Annotated in this window: 14 protein-coding genes; 9 read left to right on the top strand and 5 right to left on the bottom strand. The window is 63.8% G+C overall.

The window, feature by feature from the left end:
- Window positions 1-20: 20 nt before the first annotated feature.
- From murB to LCM24_RS02720, 9 genes are all read left to right on the top strand, one after another.
- Complete coding sequence (murB, locus tag LCM24_RS02760) at window positions 21-944, top strand: UDP-N-acetylmuramate dehydrogenase (protein WP_224803449.1); 924 nt, start codon at window positions 21-23, stop codon at window positions 942-944.
- A gap of 4 nt (window positions 945-948) precedes the next feature.
- Window positions 949-1,926, top strand: a complete 978-nt coding sequence (locus tag LCM24_RS02755; RefSeq protein ID WP_224802653.1) for a D-alanine--D-alanine ligase — start codon at window positions 949-951, stop codon at window positions 1,924-1,926.
- The gene (locus LCM24_RS02750; RefSeq protein ID WP_224802652.1) at window positions 1,919-2,815 is read left to right on the top strand and encodes a cell division protein FtsQ/DivIB; all 897 of its coding nucleotides are present in this window, start codon (window positions 1,919-1,921) and stop codon (window positions 2,813-2,815) included. The genes LCM24_RS02755 and LCM24_RS02750 overlap by 8 nt, the downstream gene beginning before the upstream one ends.
- A complete protein-coding gene (gene ftsA, locus LCM24_RS02745) occupies window positions 2,815-4,107 on the top strand; it encodes a cell division protein FtsA (RefSeq protein WP_224802651.1) in 1,293 nt (430 codons plus the stop codon). The genes LCM24_RS02750 and ftsA overlap by 1 nt, the downstream gene beginning before the upstream one ends.
- A gap of 133 nt (window positions 4,108-4,240) precedes the next feature.
- Window positions 4,241-5,920, top strand: coding sequence for a cell division protein FtsZ (ftsZ, locus tag LCM24_RS02740; RefSeq protein ID WP_224802650.1), 1,680 nt, complete (start codon window positions 4,241-4,243; stop codon window positions 5,918-5,920).
- A gap of 45 nt (window positions 5,921-5,965) precedes the next feature.
- Window positions 5,966-7,504, top strand: coding sequence for an SPOR domain-containing protein (locus tag LCM24_RS02735; RefSeq protein ID WP_224802649.1), 1,539 nt, complete (start codon window positions 5,966-5,968; stop codon window positions 7,502-7,504).
- Between the two features lie 144 nt (window positions 7,505-7,648).
- Entirely contained in the window at window positions 7,649-8,152 is a 504-nt protein-coding gene (locus LCM24_RS02730) for a YbjN domain-containing protein (protein ID WP_224802648.1), read from the top strand.
- Window positions 8,153-8,296: 144 nt separating this feature from the next.
- Window positions 8,297-9,079, top strand: a complete 783-nt coding sequence (locus LCM24_RS02725; RefSeq protein WP_224802647.1) for a Bax inhibitor-1/YccA family protein — start codon at window positions 8,297-8,299, stop codon at window positions 9,077-9,079.
- 174 nt (window positions 9,080-9,253) lie between these two features.
- On the top strand, window positions 9,254-10,222 hold the full coding sequence (locus LCM24_RS02720) for a hypothetical protein (RefSeq protein WP_224802646.1): 969 nt from the start codon (window positions 9,254-9,256) through the stop codon (window positions 10,220-10,222).
- A gap of 6 nt (window positions 10,223-10,228) precedes the next feature.
- Here the strand turns inward: LCM24_RS02720 and LCM24_RS02715 are convergent, their stop codons facing one another.
- From LCM24_RS02715 to LCM24_RS02695, 5 genes are read right to left on the bottom strand one after another with little or no spacing between them, the layout of a single operon-like run.
- Complete coding sequence (locus LCM24_RS02715) at window positions 10,229-11,725, bottom strand: tryptophan halogenase family protein (protein ID WP_224802645.1); 1,497 nt, start codon at window positions 11,723-11,725, stop codon at window positions 10,229-10,231.
- On the bottom strand, window positions 11,722-13,758 hold the full coding sequence (locus tag LCM24_RS02710; protein ID WP_224802644.1) for a glycoside hydrolase family 97 protein: 2,037 nt from the start codon (window positions 13,756-13,758) through the stop codon (window positions 11,722-11,724). Before LCM24_RS02710 ends, LCM24_RS02715 begins: the two co-directional genes overlap by 4 nt.
- Window positions 13,755-15,341: an alpha-amylase family glycosyl hydrolase gene (locus LCM24_RS02705; protein ID WP_224802643.1), complete on the bottom strand. Its 1,587-nt coding sequence runs from the start codon at window positions 15,339-15,341 to the stop codon at window positions 13,755-13,757. Before LCM24_RS02705 ends, LCM24_RS02710 begins: the two co-directional genes overlap by 4 nt.
- Window positions 15,338-17,179 carry an alpha-amylase family glycosyl hydrolase gene (locus LCM24_RS02700; protein WP_224802642.1) on the bottom strand — a complete coding sequence of 614 codons (1,842 nt, stop codon included), beginning with the start codon at window positions 17,177-17,179 and terminating at the stop codon, window positions 15,338-15,340. Before LCM24_RS02700 ends, LCM24_RS02705 begins: the two co-directional genes overlap by 4 nt.
- Window positions 17,176-18,693: a tryptophan halogenase family protein gene (locus tag LCM24_RS02695; RefSeq protein ID WP_224802641.1), complete on the bottom strand. Its 1,518-nt coding sequence runs from the start codon at window positions 18,691-18,693 to the stop codon at window positions 17,176-17,178. The genes LCM24_RS02700 and LCM24_RS02695 overlap by 4 nt, the downstream gene beginning before the upstream one ends.
- Window positions 18,694-18,754 lie beyond the last annotated feature (61 nt).

The raw sequence follows: 18,754 nt of genomic DNA, 5'->3' as shown, positions 1-18,754 counted from the left end.
TGCCCAATTGGGATAGCGGTATGGCCCCGGACTGCGAAGTCGAGGGCAGCGTTGCAGCGCCAGTCTCGACCCAAGGGCTGCGCGGCAAGCTGACCGCACAGGCCCCGCTGGCGAAACTGGTCTGGTTCAAGACGGGCGGCTGCGCGGACTGGCTGTTCGAACCGGAAGACCTCGACGACCTGCGCTTGTTCCTCGAACGCCTGGACGGCGATCTGCCCGTCATGGCGCTGGGGCTCGGCTCCAACATGATCATCCGCGACGGCGGCGTACCGGGCGTGGTCATCAAGCTCGGCAAGCCCTTCGCGAAAGTCTCGATCGAGGATCAGGTCGTAAGCTGCGGCGGCGGTGCGCATGGCATCCTCGTCGCCAGCGCGGCGCGCGACGAGGGCGTCGCAGGGCTCGAATTCATGCGCGGCATTCCAGGCACTGTCGGCGGGTTCGTGCGCATGAACGGCGGTGCCTACGGGCGCGAGGTGTCCGACGTGCTGATCGATTGCGACGTCATCCTGCCGGGCGGCGAACTCGTCACGCTGCCCGCGACCGATCTCGAATATACCTATCGCCACTCGGCCCTGCCGGAAGGCGCTGTGGTCGTCTCGGCCCGCTTCCAGGGCCACCCGGGCGATCCCGAAGACATTGGCGCGGAGATGGACCGGATCGCCGAAGCGCGCGAGAATTCGCAGCCGCTACGCACCAAGACCGGCGGATCGACCTTCAAGAACCCGCCGGGCAAGAAGGCATGGGAACTGGTCGATGCGGCCGGGTGTCGCGGCCTCACCATGGGCGGCGCGCAGGTGAGCGAGAAACACACCAATTTCCTGATCAACACCGGCGATGCCACCAGCGCCGATATCGAAGGGCTGGGCGAGGAAGTCCGGCGCCGCGTCTACGAGCATTCGGGCGTCGAACTCGAATGGGAAATCCAGCGGGTAGGAAGGCCCTGAGGCAATGAGCATTCTCGACCGCAAATTGCATGTCGCCGTCCTCATGGGCGGCTGGGCCAATGAACGCCCCGTCAGCCTGATGTCGGGTGAAGGTGTTGCGAAAGCGCTGGAAGAGCGCGGCCACAAAGTCACGCGCATCGACATGGACCGGCAGGTCGCCGCACGGATAGCCGAGGCTGCTCCCGATGTCGTTTTCAATGCGCTCCACGGCGTTCCCGGCGAAGACGGGACGGTGCAGGGCATGCTCGACCTGATGGGCGTGCCTTATACGCATTCGGGTCTCGCCACATCGGTCGTCGCCATCGACAAGCAGCTGACCAAGCAGGCGCTTGTCCCCCACGGTATTCCCATGCCCGGCGGGCGCATCGTAAAGAGTGCCGACCTGTTTGAACGCGATCCGATGCCGCGCCCCTATGTGCTCAAGCCCGTCAACGAAGGCAGCTCGGTCGGGGTGGCCATCGTCACCGATGACGGCAATTACGGCAATCCGATCGCGCGAGATGCGAAGGGACCGTGGCAGGATTTCGACGAACTCTTGGCAGAACCGTTCATTCGCGGGTTGGAGCTGACCTCCGCCGTGGTGGATTTCGAGGAAGGGCCGCGCGCACTGGCCGTGACCGAACTCAAACCCAAGAGCGGTTTCTACGATTTCGATGCCAAGTATACCGACGGCATGACCGACCACATCTGCCCGGCCGAAATCCCGGAGCAGATCGAGAAGCTATGCCTCGAAATTGCCCTGAAGGCGCATAGGCTGCTTGGCTGCAAGGGCACCAGCCGTACCGACTTCCGCTGGGACGATACGCGGGGCGAGGACGGCCTCTTCGTACTGGAAACCAACACGCAGCCCGGCATGACCCCGCTCAGCCTCGTTCCCGAGCAGGGCCGTTATGCGGGGATGGAATATGGCGAGCTGGTAGAAACGATCATTGCCGCTGCGCTGCGCGATTTCGCCGCGCGCAAAGGGGGCGGCGATGGCTAAGGTCAAGCGCAAGCCGACGGGTGTGCGGCGCTCTGCCGCCGCCCGCAATCGCAGCCAGAAGGCGCGCGCGGCCAAGCGGCACACGTCCGGCTTCCTCGACCGGGCGATGGCAGCACTGCCTTTCACAGAAGAGCAGTGGCACAAGTTCTTCCTGTGCCTGATCGTGGCGGCGGGGCTGGGCATTGCCTGGACGGTCGCGAGCTATGCGGGCGTGCCGGAACTTGCCCGCACAGAACTGGCGAAATCGGCCAGCCGTGCAGGTTACGAAGTGCGCACGGTGCGCGTTACGGGCGTCGAACGGATGAGCGAGCAGCTGGTCTACCAGCGTGTGCTTGGCGAAACCGACCGGCCCATGCCGCTGGTCGATGTGGAAGAGGTGCGCGAACGCCTGCTGGAGCTGTCCTGGGTCAAGGATGCGCGGGTTTCGCGCCAGCTGCCCGATACCTTGCGGATCGATATAGTGGAACGCGCGCCTCACGCCGTTCTGGTAAAGCCCGACCGGCTCGTCCTGGTCGACCCTGAGGGCCATGAGCTCGAGCCGGTATCGTCGGAAGATGCCAAGGGGCAGCTGCTTATTTCCGGTCCCGGCGCGCAGAAACAGGTCGCCGAACTCGGCAAGCTGCTGGATGCGGCGCCTGCCTTGAAACCGCAGATCGTGGCCGCCGAATGGGTGGGCAACCGCCGCTGGAACCTGACTTTCAAGACCGGCCAGTTGCTGGCCCTGCCGGAAGGCGACCAAGGGCCTGCCGCACTGGTCAAATTTGCTGAGATGGACGGGCGAAACCGCCTGATCGGGGGCAAGGCCGTGGCGATCGATATGCGGGTGCCCGACCGGGCTTATTTGCGCTGCCAGGACGGCCCGTGTCCCAAAGGGATGAGCGCACAGTAATGGCGTCCGCAGCCCCCCTCCCGCGCGTCAATCGCGTCTTCGGCGCAGTCAACATCGGCTCCTTCCGCGTTTCGGCCATGATCATGGGCCAGGCGGAAGACGGCGAAATGGTCGTGCTCGGATCCTCGCACCGCAAGAGCGAAGGCATCAAGCGCGGTTATGTCACCGATATGCGCGCTGCCACGCATGCGATCCGCAATGCTGTCGAGAAGGCGGAAGCGAACGCGAACACGTCTGTGTCCAGCGTCTGGATCGGTTGTGCCGGTGCAGGCCTGTCGAGCAAGGTCGCGAGCGTCGAGATTGCCATCGGCGGACGGCGGATCGACGAAGACGATATCGAACACCTGCTGTTCGCCGCGCGCGACCATATCCAGCCCGACGGACGCATGGTCCTCCATGCACAGCCAGCGCATTATTCGCTCGACGGGGCGCATGGCATCGCGAACCCTTCGGGGCTGCACGCGGAATCCCTCGGCGTCGATGTCCACGTGACGCTTGCCGAAGGCGCGCCGGTACGGAACCTTATCGAAGCCGTTCAGAGCGCGCACCTGGACGTCGAGGGCGTGGTCGCCAGCCCGCTTGCTGCCGCCTATGCCTGCCTCAGTGCCGAAGAGCGCGACCTCGGTGTCGCGCTGGTCGAGATCGGCGCGCAGGTCACGAATGTCTCCGTCCATGCGGGCGGCATGCTCTTGGGGCTGAGGTCCATTCCCGTCGGCTCCAACGACATTACCGATGCCATCGCCTCCTCGCTCGGCATTCGCCGCAGCCAGGCGGAGCGCCTGAAGTGCGTCTCCGGTTCGGCCATTGCCACGCCCAGCGACCACCGCGAAATGATCCCGGTCAATTCGCCGGATGAAGAGCCGAGCGGCCAGCCTGCGCGCGGGGCGGACGAACACAACCGCATCCCGCGTGCCGAGCTCGTCTCGATCGTCACCGACCGCCTCGGTGCGCTGACCAGCGAAGTCGGCAAGAGCCTGAAGGGCATGGGCTTTTCGGGCGCAAGCGGGGGGCAGGTCGTTCTGAGCGGCGGCGGGGCGGAATTGCACGGCATCGCGGAATTCATGCAGGGTGCGCTTGGCATGCCCGTCCGCATCGGAAAACCGCCGTCCTTGCGTGGTTTGCCCGAAGCGCACGCAACCCCGGGTTTCGCCACGCTTGCGGGCCTGTGCCTCTACGCGGCGGAAGATCCGGTCGACATCCGGTCCATTGGCCCGGGTTACCAACCGACCCGCCGCTATTCGGGGCTGGGACTGGTCAATCGGGTCATGCAGGCAGTGAGAGAGTATTTTTAGGGGGTGATACGTAGCGTAACCCCTGCTTCAGCCCTTGTGGATAAGGCTATTTACCAAGGTCACAGCGATTCGCTTTTGCGCTTAGGTGTGACATAACCGTTTTCAGGCGACTTTTTACTTCGAGGAAAGCTCAATGAGCATCAATATCGGTCCCGCATCCAGCGACGATCTCCGCCCCAAGATCATGGTCATCGGCGTTGGCGGTGCAGGCGGCAACGCAATCGCGAACATGATCGAAGCCCAGATCGAGGGCGTCGACTTCCTCGTGGCGAATACCGATGCGCAGGCGCTTTCCACTTCCGCGTCGGAAAAGCGCATCCAGCTCGGCCCCGACATTACCGGCGGCCTTGGCGCAGGCGCCCGTCCCGAAGTGGGCAAGGCTGCGGCCGAAGAAACCGTCGAGGACCTCGAAGACGCGCTTGAAGGCTGCAACATGCTCTTCATCGCGGCTGGCATGGGCGGCGGCACCGGCACCGGTGCAGCGCCCGTCATCGCAGAGGCTGCGCGCCGCAAGGGTGTCCTCACCGTGGGTGTCGTGACCAAGCCGTTCCTGTTCGAAGGTTCGCGCCGCATGCGCGCCGCCGAAGCAGGTATCGAAGAGCTGCAGAAGCACGTCGACACGCTGATCGTCATCCCGAACCAGAACCTGTTCCTGGTCGCCAAGGCGGAAACCACTTTCAAGGAAGCCTTCATGCTCGCCGACGAGGTGCTGCAGCAGGGCGTCCGCTCGATTACCGACCTCATGGTCATGCCCGGCCTCATCAACCTCGACTTCGCCGACGTGCGTTCGGTGATGAGCGAAATGGGCAAGGCCATGATGGGTACCGGCGAAGGCGAAGGCGACAACCGCGCGCTCGAAGCTGCGGAACTGGCTATCGCCAACCCGCTGCTCGACGGCGTCAGCATGACCGGTGCGAAAGGTGTCATCATCTCGATCATCGGCGGCGAAGACATGAAGCTGCTCGAAGTCGACGAGGCGGCCAATCACATCCGCGAACTGGTCGACGAAGATGCGAACATCATCTGGGGTAGTGCGTTCAACCCCGATCTCGAAGGCAAGATCCGCGTATCCGTGGTCGCCACCGGCATCGAACAGTCCGGCATCGGTGCCGCTCCGCAGTCGCAGAGCTTCTCGATGTCCGATGCGCGCGCACCGCAGCGCCCGGTCCTCGACCTGCCGAGCGACAGTGTCGAAGAAGACGACGAGCCGTTCGAGCTGAGCGAAGGTCTCTCCGCCGGCCTCGACGACGAGCCGCAGGAAGACACTCACGAAAACGGGGTGAGCTCGACCGGCCTCTCCGCCGCAAGTGCCGACGATTTCGGTGACGAGGGCGAGGAAGAAGACGATGTCGACGGCATCGTCGACCCGCTCGCAGGCTTGCGCAACGAAGAGACGGAAAAGTTCGATTCCTTCGGTGGCGAGGCACCCGCCCCGGCCGAAGACGGCTCGTTTGGTTCGGGCGATGGCTGGACCGACGAAGGCGAGGGCGCATCGGGCTCACCGCTCGACCTGTCCGATCCGATCGACGACGGTGCGGGCCAGGACGAACTCCAGCTCGGCGCGGACCAGTTCGCCGACGGCGACAGCCCGCTGCAGAGCAAACCTGCAAAGAAGCAGCCGGTGCTCGGCGGCGGCAATGAAGGCGGCGCATCGCAGGGCAGCACGCTGTTCGAGCGCATGGCCAACCTGTCGCGCGGTTCCGGTTCTTCCGAAAGCGAAGTCGACAGTGACGATGAAGACGATGATGGCGACGACAGCAGCAGCGGCTCGCTCAACATCCCGCGCTTCCTCGGTCGCCAGAACAACCAGTAATCTCCTGAAACTCTCGCGGCGCGTCAGGCGTTGCAAGGGGAGATCATGACCAGTTCCGTGATACATAGCGCCCTGCGCCTGGCTGCCAGCGCTCTTGCGCTCGGCGTGCCGGGCCAGCTGGCTGCGCAGGAAGTCATCCAGCCGCTTCCGCCCGAAGGCACGAGCGAGTTGAATTCGGCCCTGCAGCGACTGGCCCGCGATTCCGGCGATGTCGGCGCCTTGCTCGATGCCGGGGAAGCGGCTCTCAAGCTGGGCGATATTCCGGCCGCGATCGGCTTCTTCGGCAGGGCGCAGGATATTTCGCCCAACAATAGCCGCGTGACCCTCGGGCTTGCGCAAGCCTACACCTATTCGCGCCGTCCGGTCGAAGCCCTGCAATTGTTCGCGCAAGCAGAGCGGGCTGGCGTGCAGCCGCAGCGCATGGCGAAAACCCGTGCGCTTGCCTTTGACCTGGTAGGCGATTCCGCCAGTGCGCAGGCGCTTTACAGGCTTGCCCTTCAACAAGGCGAAGATGCCGACGTGCGCCGCAACCTCGCGTTGAACCAGGCAATTTCGGGTGACAAGGCGGGTTTCGAGGCGACCTTGCTCCCGCTCCTGCAGCAAGGCGACAATGCCGCTTTCCGCACGCGAGCCTTTGGCCTCGCTGTTCTGGGAGAAACGGACGCAGCGATCCAGATCGCCCGCGACATGATGCCGCGCGGCATGGCGAGCAGGGTCGAACCCTACCTCAGATACATGCCGCAGCTTACGGCTGCCCAACAGGCAGCTGCCGGTACTCTCGGCGTGTTTCCGCGCACGGCGGCGATCGGGCGCGATGATCCGGCCATCGCGCGCTATGACAGCCCCTCGGTGCGTTCCGCCGACGTGGCACTCGCTCCGACCGGTCCTGCAATGGGCCAGCCGAGCGTACCGCGCAGGGCTGATGAGTCCACGCGCCAGCGGACGGCACCGCCGCGCGAACGTGCGCAGCCGCCGAGTACCAGCTCGGACCGTTCGATCTTCCGGCCCGCCCGCAGTGCGGATCGCCCGGCAAGGGTGGAGCAACCTTTCCAGGCCGCGGCTCCGGCAGCGCCGCCGGCTGCCCAGCCACAAGCGGTGTCGCCAACGCAGGTAATCACCGTGGCAACTGTCTCGCCCACGACCCCGCCCGAAGCCCTGCTCCCCCAGCGCGAGGAAGAAGAAAGCGTTGCCGACGCCTTCGCCGGCTTCGACCTCGCAGAAGCGAGCGCTGCGCCGCGGCAGGGTGCGGTCGATATCACGCGCATTCAGGCGCCTCGCGAAGTGGCCGAGCCGCCTGCGCCGCCGCCGCCCGCGCACCCGGCGCGCCACTGGGTCCAGGTCGCGACCGGTCGCGATACCTCTGCATTACGCTTCGACTGGCGCCGCATCGCCCGCAATGCCGACGGGTTGCTGGACGGCAAAGGGCCTTTCGTCACACCCTGGGGGAAAGCCAACCGCTTGCTTTCCGGGCCTTACGAATCGCGCGATGCCGCGCGCGAGGTGGTAAACCGTTTGCGTGCTCTCGAAATCGACAGCTTCCCGTTTTCGAGCGACGAAGGACAGGAAATCGCCGAGCTCGATTAGGCTGTCCGCCCATCCGTAAGTTGGGCTTGTGCACAAGCTTTGCACAAGCCGATTGCGTTCTCCCCAACCCGCTTGGGACCTTCGATTGCCAAGCGGGCGGGGCGACCTGCACAAGGCTCGCATGAGAGCCACGGGATCGCCACGATGAGAACCTCCGAAAGCCGTTTCGAGGCGGAAGACGACGCAGCTCCGCTCGAAATGCTGACCGCCCTGTTCGAGGCGCGCGGCTGGCCGTGCGGGTCTACCGGCGACGAAATGAGCGGCGAAGTGCAGGGCAGCTGGACAACCTACCAGCTACGCGGGATCTGGCGTCCCGAGGATATGGTCCTGCAATTGCTATGCCTTCCGGAAATCCGGATTTCCGAAGAAAAACGGGCGGTTGCGCAGGAACTCGTCACCATGGTCAACGAGCAGATGTGGCTCGGCCATTTCGATATCTGGTCGAACGGCGGCGTGCTTCTCTATCGCAATGGCACAATGCTAGGGGACGAGGGGCTACTGAGCCTCGGCCAGGCGCAATCGCTGGTCGAAATCGCGGTCGAGGAATGCGACCGGTTCTACCCGGCCTTCCAGTTCGTGCTGTGGGGAGACAAGAGCCCAGCGGATGCCTTGAAAGCGGCAATGGTGGATGCGGCTGGCGAAGCCTGAGGGGCGCTGGTGGCCGTTCGGCGTGCAAATGGTTGATTTCCATTAGTCAAACCGCGTCCGGTTTCGCTTGAAATCGGCGGGAATAATGCCGATATTCCCCCCAGAAGCGGGGTGAATTGTCTCCGCAATTGGGAGTTTTTGAAAATGGCCGATTGGAACGACACCGACCAGAGGCAGGCGACCTCGTCCGTGCCGCGCGCGGGTGATGCCGTATCCCGCCAGACCACTTTCGACGCTGGCCTGCGCCAGCACATGCTGTCGATCTACAACATGATGGCTTCGGGCGTGCTGCTGACCGGCATCGTCGCCCTGCTGTTCGTCAACACCGGACTGTTCGAAGCGGCCTATCAGGTCATTCAGACGCCGCGCGGTGCTGCGGTTCAGCCGACCATGCTTGGCTGGATCATCTCGCTTTCGCCGCTCGCCTTCATCCTGGTGCTGAGCTTCGGCGGGGTACAGCGGTTCAGCAAGACCACGCTGCAAGTCTTCTTCTGGAGCTTCGCGGTGCTGTTCGGCATGTCGATGTCGACGATTTTCGCCACCTACACCGGTGAATCGATCGCTTCGGCTTTCTTCGCTTCGGCCGCCGCCTTCGCAGGCCTGAGCCTGTTCGGCTACACCACCAAGAAGAACCTTTCGGGTTGGGGCAGCTTCCTGCTTATGGGCCTGATCGGCATCATCGTTGCGATGCTGCTCAACGCGTTCTTCTTCCAGTCGGGCGCGATGGGCCTCGTGATCAACATCCTCGGCGTACTGATCTTCGCGGGCTTCACCGCCTACGACACGCAGCGCCTGAAGAATGAATATCACTATGTCCGCGGCACCGAATATGCGGGCAAGGCGATCGTGATGGGCGCACTCAGCCTCTATCTCGACTTCATCAACCTGTTCATGTTCCTGCTGCAGTTCCTCGGCAGCCGGGAATAATCCCAACCACCGACCGCAACAGCGAGTCGTTTGATCGTGCCCGGGGCGTAACTTGCGCCCCGGGCATTTTCTTTGCCCGCTCAAGGGGGTAGGAGAGCGAAACGCTTCATCGCGGGTCAATCAAGACGCGTTCATGGTGAAGACAGAAAATTCCTTGAGGAGGGTACGCGCGCCGTGAGCCGCAATTCGCACATCACCATTCGCTTCGCCGCCATCGCTGGCGGCTTGCTCGCTCTTTCGGCCTGCGCCACACCGCCTCCTCCTCCCCCACCGCCGCCGCCCCCGCCGCCGCCTGCGCAGGTCGTGATCCCGCCGCGCCCGGTTCCGCCGATGGGTGCGACAACGGGCATGACCATTCCGCTGGTTGCTGCCGATGGCGTGCGCCAGACGGTCAATGCAAACCTGACCCCGGCACAGACCGTGTGGAACCTGCGCTCGGCCCTCAATGTCGCGGCGCTCAACTGCCCCGAACCGCAAGCGACCATGTTGGTCGACAACTACGGAGCCTTCCTGAAACGTAATGCGCGCCAGCTTTCGGCGACCAACCGTGCCTTGCAGGGGGAATTCCGCCAGAAGTACGGTGCGACCTACCGCGACGTGCAGGATTCCTACATGACGCAGGTCTACAACTATTTCGCCCTGCCGCCCGCCATGGGCAATTTCTGCGAAGCCGCGCTGGCTGTGAGCCGCGATGCGCTGACCGCAGAGGTCGGAACGCTCGATAGCTTCGCCGCCGTCGCCCTCCCGAGGATCGAGAGCGTCTTCAACGATTTCTACCGCGCCTACGAACAGTATCGCGTGAACCTTGCTGCGTGGGATTCGCAGTATGGTCCGCCCACTGTCACCACGACCGTGCAGGGTTACACCAACCCGCTTAGCCCGGATGTCGACATCGCACCGGGGGAAACCGTGGTGAATTCCATGCCCGCAACGGCACCCGTTACCGTGGCCAGCGAAACGCAGGCTCCGGTGGACCTGCCGCCTGCCGCCGGTGTCCAGCCCGTGATCGTCGCGACGCAGGATGACGCAACCGGAGAGACGGTGTCGACGCTGCCCACCGAAGGTCCGATTTTCCAGTCGGGTGAAGTGGTCCAGGGCCAAGTGCAGGCCGGGCCGGACGACACGCCCGATCCGCAACGCTGAGCTTGCCTAAACCGGAGCGTACTCCGGAAAATTGAGCGCGCAGGCGGCCAGCATCTTGCCGGTCGCCTCGCGATCCGCAACGTCCAGCCCGGGTGGTGGCTCCTGCATCTTGGCAGGCGGCGGGAATGTGCCATAGCCTGCGAGCAGCGCATGCCAGCTCATCGGAGCGTAGGGTGCTGCGGGGCCGTAGGCCTTGGCATTCGCCTCCTCGATCGAGCCGTGCGTGAACCAGGCCGTCATCATCGCCTTGAGATTGTCCGATAGCGACTGGTTGGTGGCATTCTCGCGCCAATAGTCCGTGTCGGTCCGCTGGTTCATGCGATAGTGCGCCACGATATAGTCGCGAATACCTTCGTAACGCGCGGCGATCCTTTGGTTGAAAGTCGCGCGGTGGGCGTCGGTAAATCCGCCGCTTTCGTATGCCTTCGCAAAATCGAGCGCGGTCGCGATGACGATATGGAGAGCGGTTGCCTCCAGCGGCTCGATGAATCCTTGCGAGAGCCCGGTGGCGAGGCAATTGCGGACCCAGCTGTTCTCGAGCCGTCCGACCTTCATCTTGAGGAAACGCGGCTGCGCTTCGTCTGCGGCTACCCCCAGCGCGCTAGCCAGCTCTGCGGCGGCGTCGTCATCGCTGATGTACCGCGACGAATAGACATATCCATTGCCCACCCGCGAGGTGAGCGGGATCGACCAGCGCCAGCCTGCGCTCATCGCATTGCTCTCGGTCTGCGGGACGATCGGCCCGGCGTGGGATGTCGGCATCACAACCGCGCGATCGTTGAAAAGGTTTTCTGCGAACGGGAGGAACCGCGCATCGAGTTTTTGCTGTGCGAGCAGTGCTGCAAAGCCGGAGCAATCGACGAACAGGTCGCCCTCAATCCGCTCCCCTCCTTCGCAAAGCAGCGCTGCGATATCGCCGCTCTGATCAAGCTCCACATCTTCGACCTTAAGCGGACGATGTGTGACACCGCGGGGGACCGCCCATTCGCGCAGGAAAGCGCCAAGCTTGTGGGCATCGAAATGGTAGCCGTAGCTTTGCGGGAAGGGGAAATTCGCTTGCGGCACCGGGCCGCGACCCGACTTGGCGAGATGCGTAGCCAGGAACCAGTCGTCCGGATGCGCGGGCACCTCTATGCCCCGGCGGCGCAGGCCGCAGTTCTTGACGAAGCCCGGCTCGGTATGAAGGTCGACCGGGCCGGGGAAGGGGTGGAAATAGCTCTCGCAACCCTCGCGCTCGCTCCAGCCGGTGAAGCGGATACCAAGCTTGAAGGTGGCATCGCAGGCCGCCATCCACTCGGCTTCTTCAATGCCGAGGTGGTCGAAGAACGCTTTCAGTTGCGGCGTGGAGCCTTCGCCGACACCGATGATCCCTATCGCGGGACTTTCGACGACCGTGACGCTGCCACCGCGTGCGGCCCACTCGTGGTGCAGCAGGCAGGCGGTGATCCACCCTGCGCTGCCGCCGCCGAGGACTACGACGCGAGGAGCGGAGCCTGTGCTCACCCCTGCGGCACGAACTCGATCGCGAAGCCGCCTGCGGGCGCAAGGCGAAGATCGAGCGTCTGGTCGGCGGTTACGGTCATGGTCTCGACATCCATCGCATGGCGATCCGCGCCAAGTCCATCGGCATTCGTGCCATCGCGCCAGATCGTTGCGGCATAGGATTTGCGAGGATCGAGGAAAGACAGCGGGACCGAGGCGACGCGCTCTTCTGCATCGGTGACCGCGCCGACATACCAGTTCAGCGTATCGCGATCGCGGCGGGCGATGACGGCGTATTGGCCAACCTTGCCGTCGACAAGCAGGCTCTCTGCCCAGTCGGCCGGAACGCGTTTCACGAAGTCGAGAGCGCGAGGATATTTCGCCAGGTTTTCTGGCAGGTCCGCGACCATCTGTATCGGCGAATAGATCGCGACATAGAATGCCAGCTGGCGCGCAAGGGTACTCGGCAGGTCGGGAGCGGTCGCGCCGCGCCCTTCGAGCGAGAATACGCCCGGCGTATAGTCCATCGGACCAGACAGCATCCGCGTGAAGATGAGTTCGGGCACGTGACCCGGATCGTTCTTCGGAACCGCCCATGCATCGTATTCCGCCCCGCGTGCGCCCTCGCGGCTGACCCAGTTGGGATAGGTGCGGCGTAGGCCGGTGTCCTTGACCGGTTCATGCGGGTTCATGGCGACGTTGTGCTCGGCCGCCTCCTTCACGACCTTCAGGTGATGGCGGACCATCTCCTGCCCGTCGTGCCACACGAAGGTCTCGCCCATGCCGCCTTCACCTGCAGGCGCGATGATGCCGCCCGCATCGGCGACATAGCCGCTCTTCACCGCATCGATGCCCAGGCTTTCGTAGAAGGCCATCGCGTCTTCGAGCTGTTCTTCGTAGACCTTGATGTTGCCGCCCGTTTCATGGTGGCCGATGATGCGCACGCCCTTTTCTTCGGCATAGCGCGCCACCTCCACGATATCGAAATCGGGATAGGCGGTGGTGAAGTCGAATTCGCGGCCATTGCCGAACCAGGTGCCGTCCCAGCCCAGGTTCCAGCCTTCGATCAGGACGCCGCGAAAGCCGTGTTCGGCGGCGAAATCGATGTGCCGCTTGGCGTTTTCCGTGGTCGCGCCGTGCTTCTCACCGCTTGCCCAGCTGCTGTCATCGAGGTGCATTTCCCACCAGATGCCGATGTATTTGTGCGGCGTGAACCAGCTCACATCGCCGAGCTTGTTGGGCTCGTTGAGGTTGAGGATGATATTGCTCTCGAACAGGCCCTTGGGGCCACCCGCGATCTGGATCGTGCGCCACGGCGTGGTGAAGGCGCCTTCGCGGATTACCTTGGGACCGCGCGGCGACGGCGCCAGCTGGGCGCGGAAACGCGTGTCGTCCACGCGGCGCAGCCACATGCCCGAATAGTCGACCAGCGCCGCCTCGTGGAAAGAGAGGTGCAGGCCGTTGTCGAGGACCATCGTCACCGGCGTATGCACGGTCGAAAGCGCGCTAACCGGGGTCTTCGAATAGAGATATTCATAGCGATTCCAGTCGCCTGCGGGGATTGACCATGCCGTGCCCTCGGCGGCGATGTTGAACTCGGTCAGTTCCTCCGCGATGCGATAGACGGGCTGGCGCTCCGTCTCCGGAAATTCGACGCGGAAGCCCAGGCCATCGTCGAACACACGCATGCGCACGGTAATCTCGCGCGCGTCCTCATCGCGCTGGCGGAAGGTGAGGGCCAGTTCGTTGTGAATGTCCTGCACCCACTGGCGCTCGCCCCAGGGTTGCTCCCAGGTGCTGGCGTGGCTTTCCTCGCGAAAGGCGACCACTTCGAAATTGCGGCGCATCGGGTCCGCGTCGGTGAAGGCGAAGCCGAGGTTCGACTTGGCGATGACCGGCACGCCGTCGCGCGTGACTTCGTAATAGGGAATGCCTTCGCCGTCCGCGTCGAGCGTTACTGCGATGCGCCCGTCGGGCGACGTGACCGTTTCCGCCTGCGCCGCAGCGATCGGCAGGAGCGAGGCACCGATGAAGAGGGCGATATGGCGGATCATGTGTCGGTCTCCAGGATGATGGCGGCGAAGGGGGGGAGGGCGTTCGGCTCCGCGCCGTTGATCGCAAGCAGCGTGCGGCCTTCGCAATCCTCGCAAAGTACCGGCTTGTTGCCGAGATTGAAGCGGCAGCGCAGGCGCTGGCCGCCGGCTTCGCGCACCAGTTCCAGCAGGTCGCCGTCGTGATTACATTGCACCACGCGGCCGTGGTGCAGGGCCGGGTTCGCCTTGCGCAGGGCAATCGCCTGCTTGGTGAATTCGAGCGAGGAGTTCGCATCGCCGTGCTGCGCAGCGACCGAGCGGGGACGGTTGTCGTCGCCAACCGGGAGCCATGGCGCGGTGCTGCCGAAGCCGGCGCATTCGCTATCGTCCCATGGCATGGGGGTGCGCGCACCGTCGCGGCTCAGCGTCAGCGGCCAGTTCGCGATGGCCTCCGGATCATGCAGCTGGTCAAAGGGGATATCGACCTGTGTCAGGCCCAGTTCTTCGCCGTAATAGAGGATCGCATTGCCGCGCAGGCTCATCAGCAGCAGCGTCTTGAGGCGCGCGAAGACATCTCTGTTTTCCGGCTCGCACCACCGGCTAAGCGCACGCGGCGCATCGTGGTTTTCGAACGCCCAGCTCGGCCAGCCGACGCCCGGCTCTTCCGGCCATTCGGCGAGGGCGGAACAGACCAGCTGCGGGGTCAGCGCGTCGGCATAGAGGAAGTTGAACCCGTAAGCGGAGTTGAGGTGCGTTTCACCTTCGGTAAAGGCTTTCATCTCGCGCACGGCATCGTCGCCGCCGACTTCGGCGACGGTGAAGATCCCGTCGAATTCGTCGGTCAGCGCGCGGATCCGCTCGATGAAGGCGGGGATGTCCGCATGGCTCTGGTTATAGGTCTTGAGCTGGAAGTCGAATGGCCGGGTGCGCTGCTTGTCCGTCGGCGGGGCGGGCGGATTGTCGCGCAATTGCGGGTCGTGCATCGCAAAGTTGAGTGCATCGATGCGGAAGCCGTCCACGCCTCGCTCGAGCCAGAACCGCATGACATCCAGAACCGCCTGCTGCGCTTCGCGGTTGTGCAGGTTGAGCTGCGGCTGGCTCGATAGGAAATTGTGCAGGTAATACTGTCCGCGCCGCGCGTCCCAGGTCCACGCCGGACCGCCAAAGACCGATTGCCAGTTCGACGGCGGCGAGCCGTCGGGCTTGGCATCGGCCCAGACATACCAGTCGGCCCTGGGGTTATCGCGGCTGGAGCGGCTTTCGCTGAACCAGTCATGCTCGTCCGAAGTGTGCGAATAGACCTGGTCGATCAGTACCTTGAGCCCCAGTTCATGGGACCTTGCGATCACTGCGTCGAAGTCTTCCAGCGTGCCGAAGATCGGGTCGACATCGCAATAATCCGATACGTCGTAGCCGAAATCCTTCATCGGCGATTTGAAGAAAGGCGAGATCCAGATCGCATCCGCGCCAAGTTCGGCAATGTGCGGCAAGCGCTGCGTGATACCCGGCAGATCGCCGATGCCATCGCCATTCGAATCCATGAAGCTGCGCGGATAGATCTGGTAGATCACCGCACCCTTCCACCAAGGCTGCTTACCACTCATTCGGCAGTCTCCGCGACGCGGCACACGGCCCAGCCGAATGCGGGTAGCGAGAATGCCGCGCTGCCTGGTGCTGTGACGCCAGCGGGGCAGGCCCCGGCTAGCTGCTCGAACGAGCGGGCGTCGTAGCCCAGCGTCACATTTGCCTGCTGCGCCTCGCCGCTGGTATTGAACACGGCAAGGTATTCCTGCCCGTCATCGGGATCGAAACGGCTCACTGCAAATATGCCGGGTTCCTGGCCGTAGTGACGGATCACCTGCTTCCCGCGCAGCAATGCCGGGTGCGCGCGGCGCATTTGCGAGAATTCGGCGATCAGGCGGAAGAGCGGGTGGCTCTCGTCGAAATTGCTGTCCGCAGTGGTGGCATCGGTCCCGATCAGGACGTTGTCGTTGTAGCTGTCCGTCCGGCTGGGGAACATGTCCTCGCGCGCGGCCTGATCGTTGCCATCGCCGACGAAACCCTGTTCCGCACCGTAATAGATGACGGGCGATCCGCGCAGCGTCAGCAGCATCGCATGGGCGAGCTTCGTCCGCGCGAGCATTTCTCCGTTCGAGATATCCGGATTGTCCCACCGCAGCATGGTGGTGAAGCGGCCCATGTCGTGATTGCCGAGAAATGTCGGCATGGCCAATGCGGCCTCTTCCCCACCTTCATACAGCACATCGCCATCGAACAGTTCGTTGAGGATGTAAGTGCCCTTGTTCTGGCTCACCACCTCGCGAATGCCCTGCTGGAAGGCGAAGTCGAGCACGGCGGGAAACCCGTCGCGGCGCGTGTATTGCGCAATGTAGCCGTTGTCGTGGTCGTCGCGGTAGACCTCGCCGAAGATATGGAAGTTCGGGATGCCGCTTTCGCGTGCTGCCTCCAACATGGCGGGCACGAAGGTCTGCCAGAACTCCGGATTGACGTGGCGCGCGGTATCGATGCGGAAGCCGTCGATGCCGGTGCTGCGGATCCAGTCCGCATAGATATCTACCATGCCTTCCAGCACGCGGGGGTGTTCGGTGAAGAGATCGTCCAGCCCGACAAAATCGCCGAAGCGGCTGCTTTCGCCGGTAAAGGTCGTGTCGCCGCGATTGTGGTAATAGATCGGATCGTTGAGCCAGGCGGGGACCTTCACGTCGCGCTCCGCCTCGGGGACGACGGGGGAATAGGCGTAATCGGGATTGCGCAGCCTGGCGAAATTCGCGTCTCTGCGGTCCTCGTGACCCATGAAGCCGGGGTTGATCGCTTCTCCGGTGACCGGTCCGCGCGTCGAATAGGGATAATCGCCGAGACTGCGATAGGCATATCCGGTCTCGTCGCCCTCGGCGTAGCGGATCACGTCTGCGGTGTGGTTGGTGATGATGTCCATGTAGACCTTCATCCCGCGCGCATGGGCGGCATCGACGAAGGTCTTGAACTCCTCGCGCGTACCGAAATGTCCGTCCGGACGCGTGAAGTCGGTGACCCAATATCCGTGATAGCCCGCGCTCTCGTCCCCTTCCGGACCCTGGACGGGCTTGTTCTGGAAGATGGGCGCGAACCAGATTGCCGTGACGCCGAGGTTTTCCAGATAGTCGAGACGCTGCGTCAGACCCTTCAGGTCACCGCCGTGGAAGAAGCCCTTGTGCGACGGGTCGAAGCCCGTCTCCAGCTTGCCGCCGGTAAAATCGCCGAGGTCATTGGAAGTGTCGCCGTTCTCGAAGCGATCCGGCAGGACGAAATAGACGATTTCCTCGCTCGGCAGGCGATCGCGGAAGCTCTGTTCGGCTGCGACAGGCGTGCTTTCCAGCGAGGTTTGGGCGCTGGCGCATGATGCGAGGCCGAGGGCGAGAAGCGGGAGTGTCAGGCGGATCATGCGGAAGCTTCCTGCTGGGGAGAGAGGTTGGCGAAGCGGGTTAGGAAATCGCCATGCGAGGGCATTTGCCGCGCTTCTTCGACGAGCGCTGCTTCGGTTCCGTCGAGCAGCTTGCGCAAATCGTCCTCGCTCAGCGCGTCGGCGAGGCGGTTGTAGTCGCGCGCCTCCACGCCTTGTCCGGCGAGAACCTGGAACCAGCCCACCTCGGTGAACAGTTCCTCGTGTTCGCGGTGGATGAAACCGGTGGCGCGCCAGTTTTCCAGCTTCGCCTCCAGCGTGTCCGGCAAACTCATGTGTCGGACTGCGTCCCAGAAGGGCTCGCCCTCGCGCTCGTTGGCCGAGTAGTGCAGGACGAGAAAATCGCGGATGCGCGTCCATTCGAACTGCGCCTGATCGTTGAACCAGTCGACAATCGCGGGGTCGGGCGTCTTGCCCGGCAAGACCGAAAGGAACCGGCTGACCGCGCTTTGCACGAGATGGATGCTGGTCGACTCAAGCGGCTCCATGAAGCCTGCTGCCAGACCTAGCGCGAGGCAGTTGCCGTGCCAGTGCTTGCGGCGCTTCCCGGTCGTGAAGCGGATCGGCTTGGGATCGGCCTGCGGCGAGCCGTCGAGATTGCCGAGGAGCAAGCGGACCGCTTCGTCATCGTCGAGGTGCGATGAGGAATAAACCAGCCCGTTGCCGATGCGATGCTGCAGCGGGATGCGCCATTGCCACCCGGCCCTATGCGCGATGGAGCGTGTGTAGGGCGTGAAGTCGCCGCCATTCTCGCACGGGACGGCCATCGCGCGGTCGCAGGGCAGGAAGCGGGACCAGTCGTCGAAACCGGTCTCCATTGCCTGCTCGATAAGCAGGCCGCGAAATCCGGTGCAGTCGATGAAGAAATCGGCCTCGATCCGGCGGTCATCGCCCAGATCCAGCGCGGCGATGGTTCCGCTTTCACCATTCTGTTCGACACGCGCGATGGTGCCTTCGACACGCGTAACGCCGCGCTGTTCGGAATATCTGCGCAAGTAGGCGGCATAGAGACCGGCGTCGAAATGATAGGCATAGGGCATTGCGGGCGAATGCGCGGTGCGCGGGCCACGACGCATCTTGAGCGCGCGCGCCGCCATCTCGTTCAGCGAGTAATTGGCCAGCGGTTTTGCCCAACCCGCCTGTTTCGCGCGCAGCCAGTAATGATGGAACGGGACCAAGCCGTGCGCGCGGCCGACAGGTCCGAAAGCGTGCATGTAGGCCTCGCCCTCACGCCGCCAGCCATCGAACTCGATGCCCAGCTTGAAGGTCGCCCTGGTTTCACGCAGGAATTCGGCTTCGTCGAGGCCGAGGGCATTATTGAGCAGGTGGATCTGCGGGATCGTGGCTTCGCCCACGCCGACGGTTCCGATTTCTGCGCTTTCTATTAGCGTAACCCGGTGCGTGGCGGGCAGGAACCGCGCCAGCAGCGCGGCCGCCATCCAGCCAGCGGTCCCGCCGCCGGCAATGCAGATATCGAAGGTTTCCTGGTCGGTCACGAGCTCACCCTATGGGAGCCTGCCGGGATTGCCATCCTTGGGCGGACAACTTTCCCGGCAG

It is taken from the genome of Qipengyuania aquimaris (assembly GCF_020171965.1).
In the GTDB taxonomy this organism is placed as follows: domain Bacteria; phylum Pseudomonadota; class Alphaproteobacteria; order Sphingomonadales; family Sphingomonadaceae; genus Qipengyuania; species Qipengyuania aquimaris_A.
Note: the sequence above shows the minus strand (reverse complement) of the source record. Positions and strands in the feature narration are given on the sequence as shown.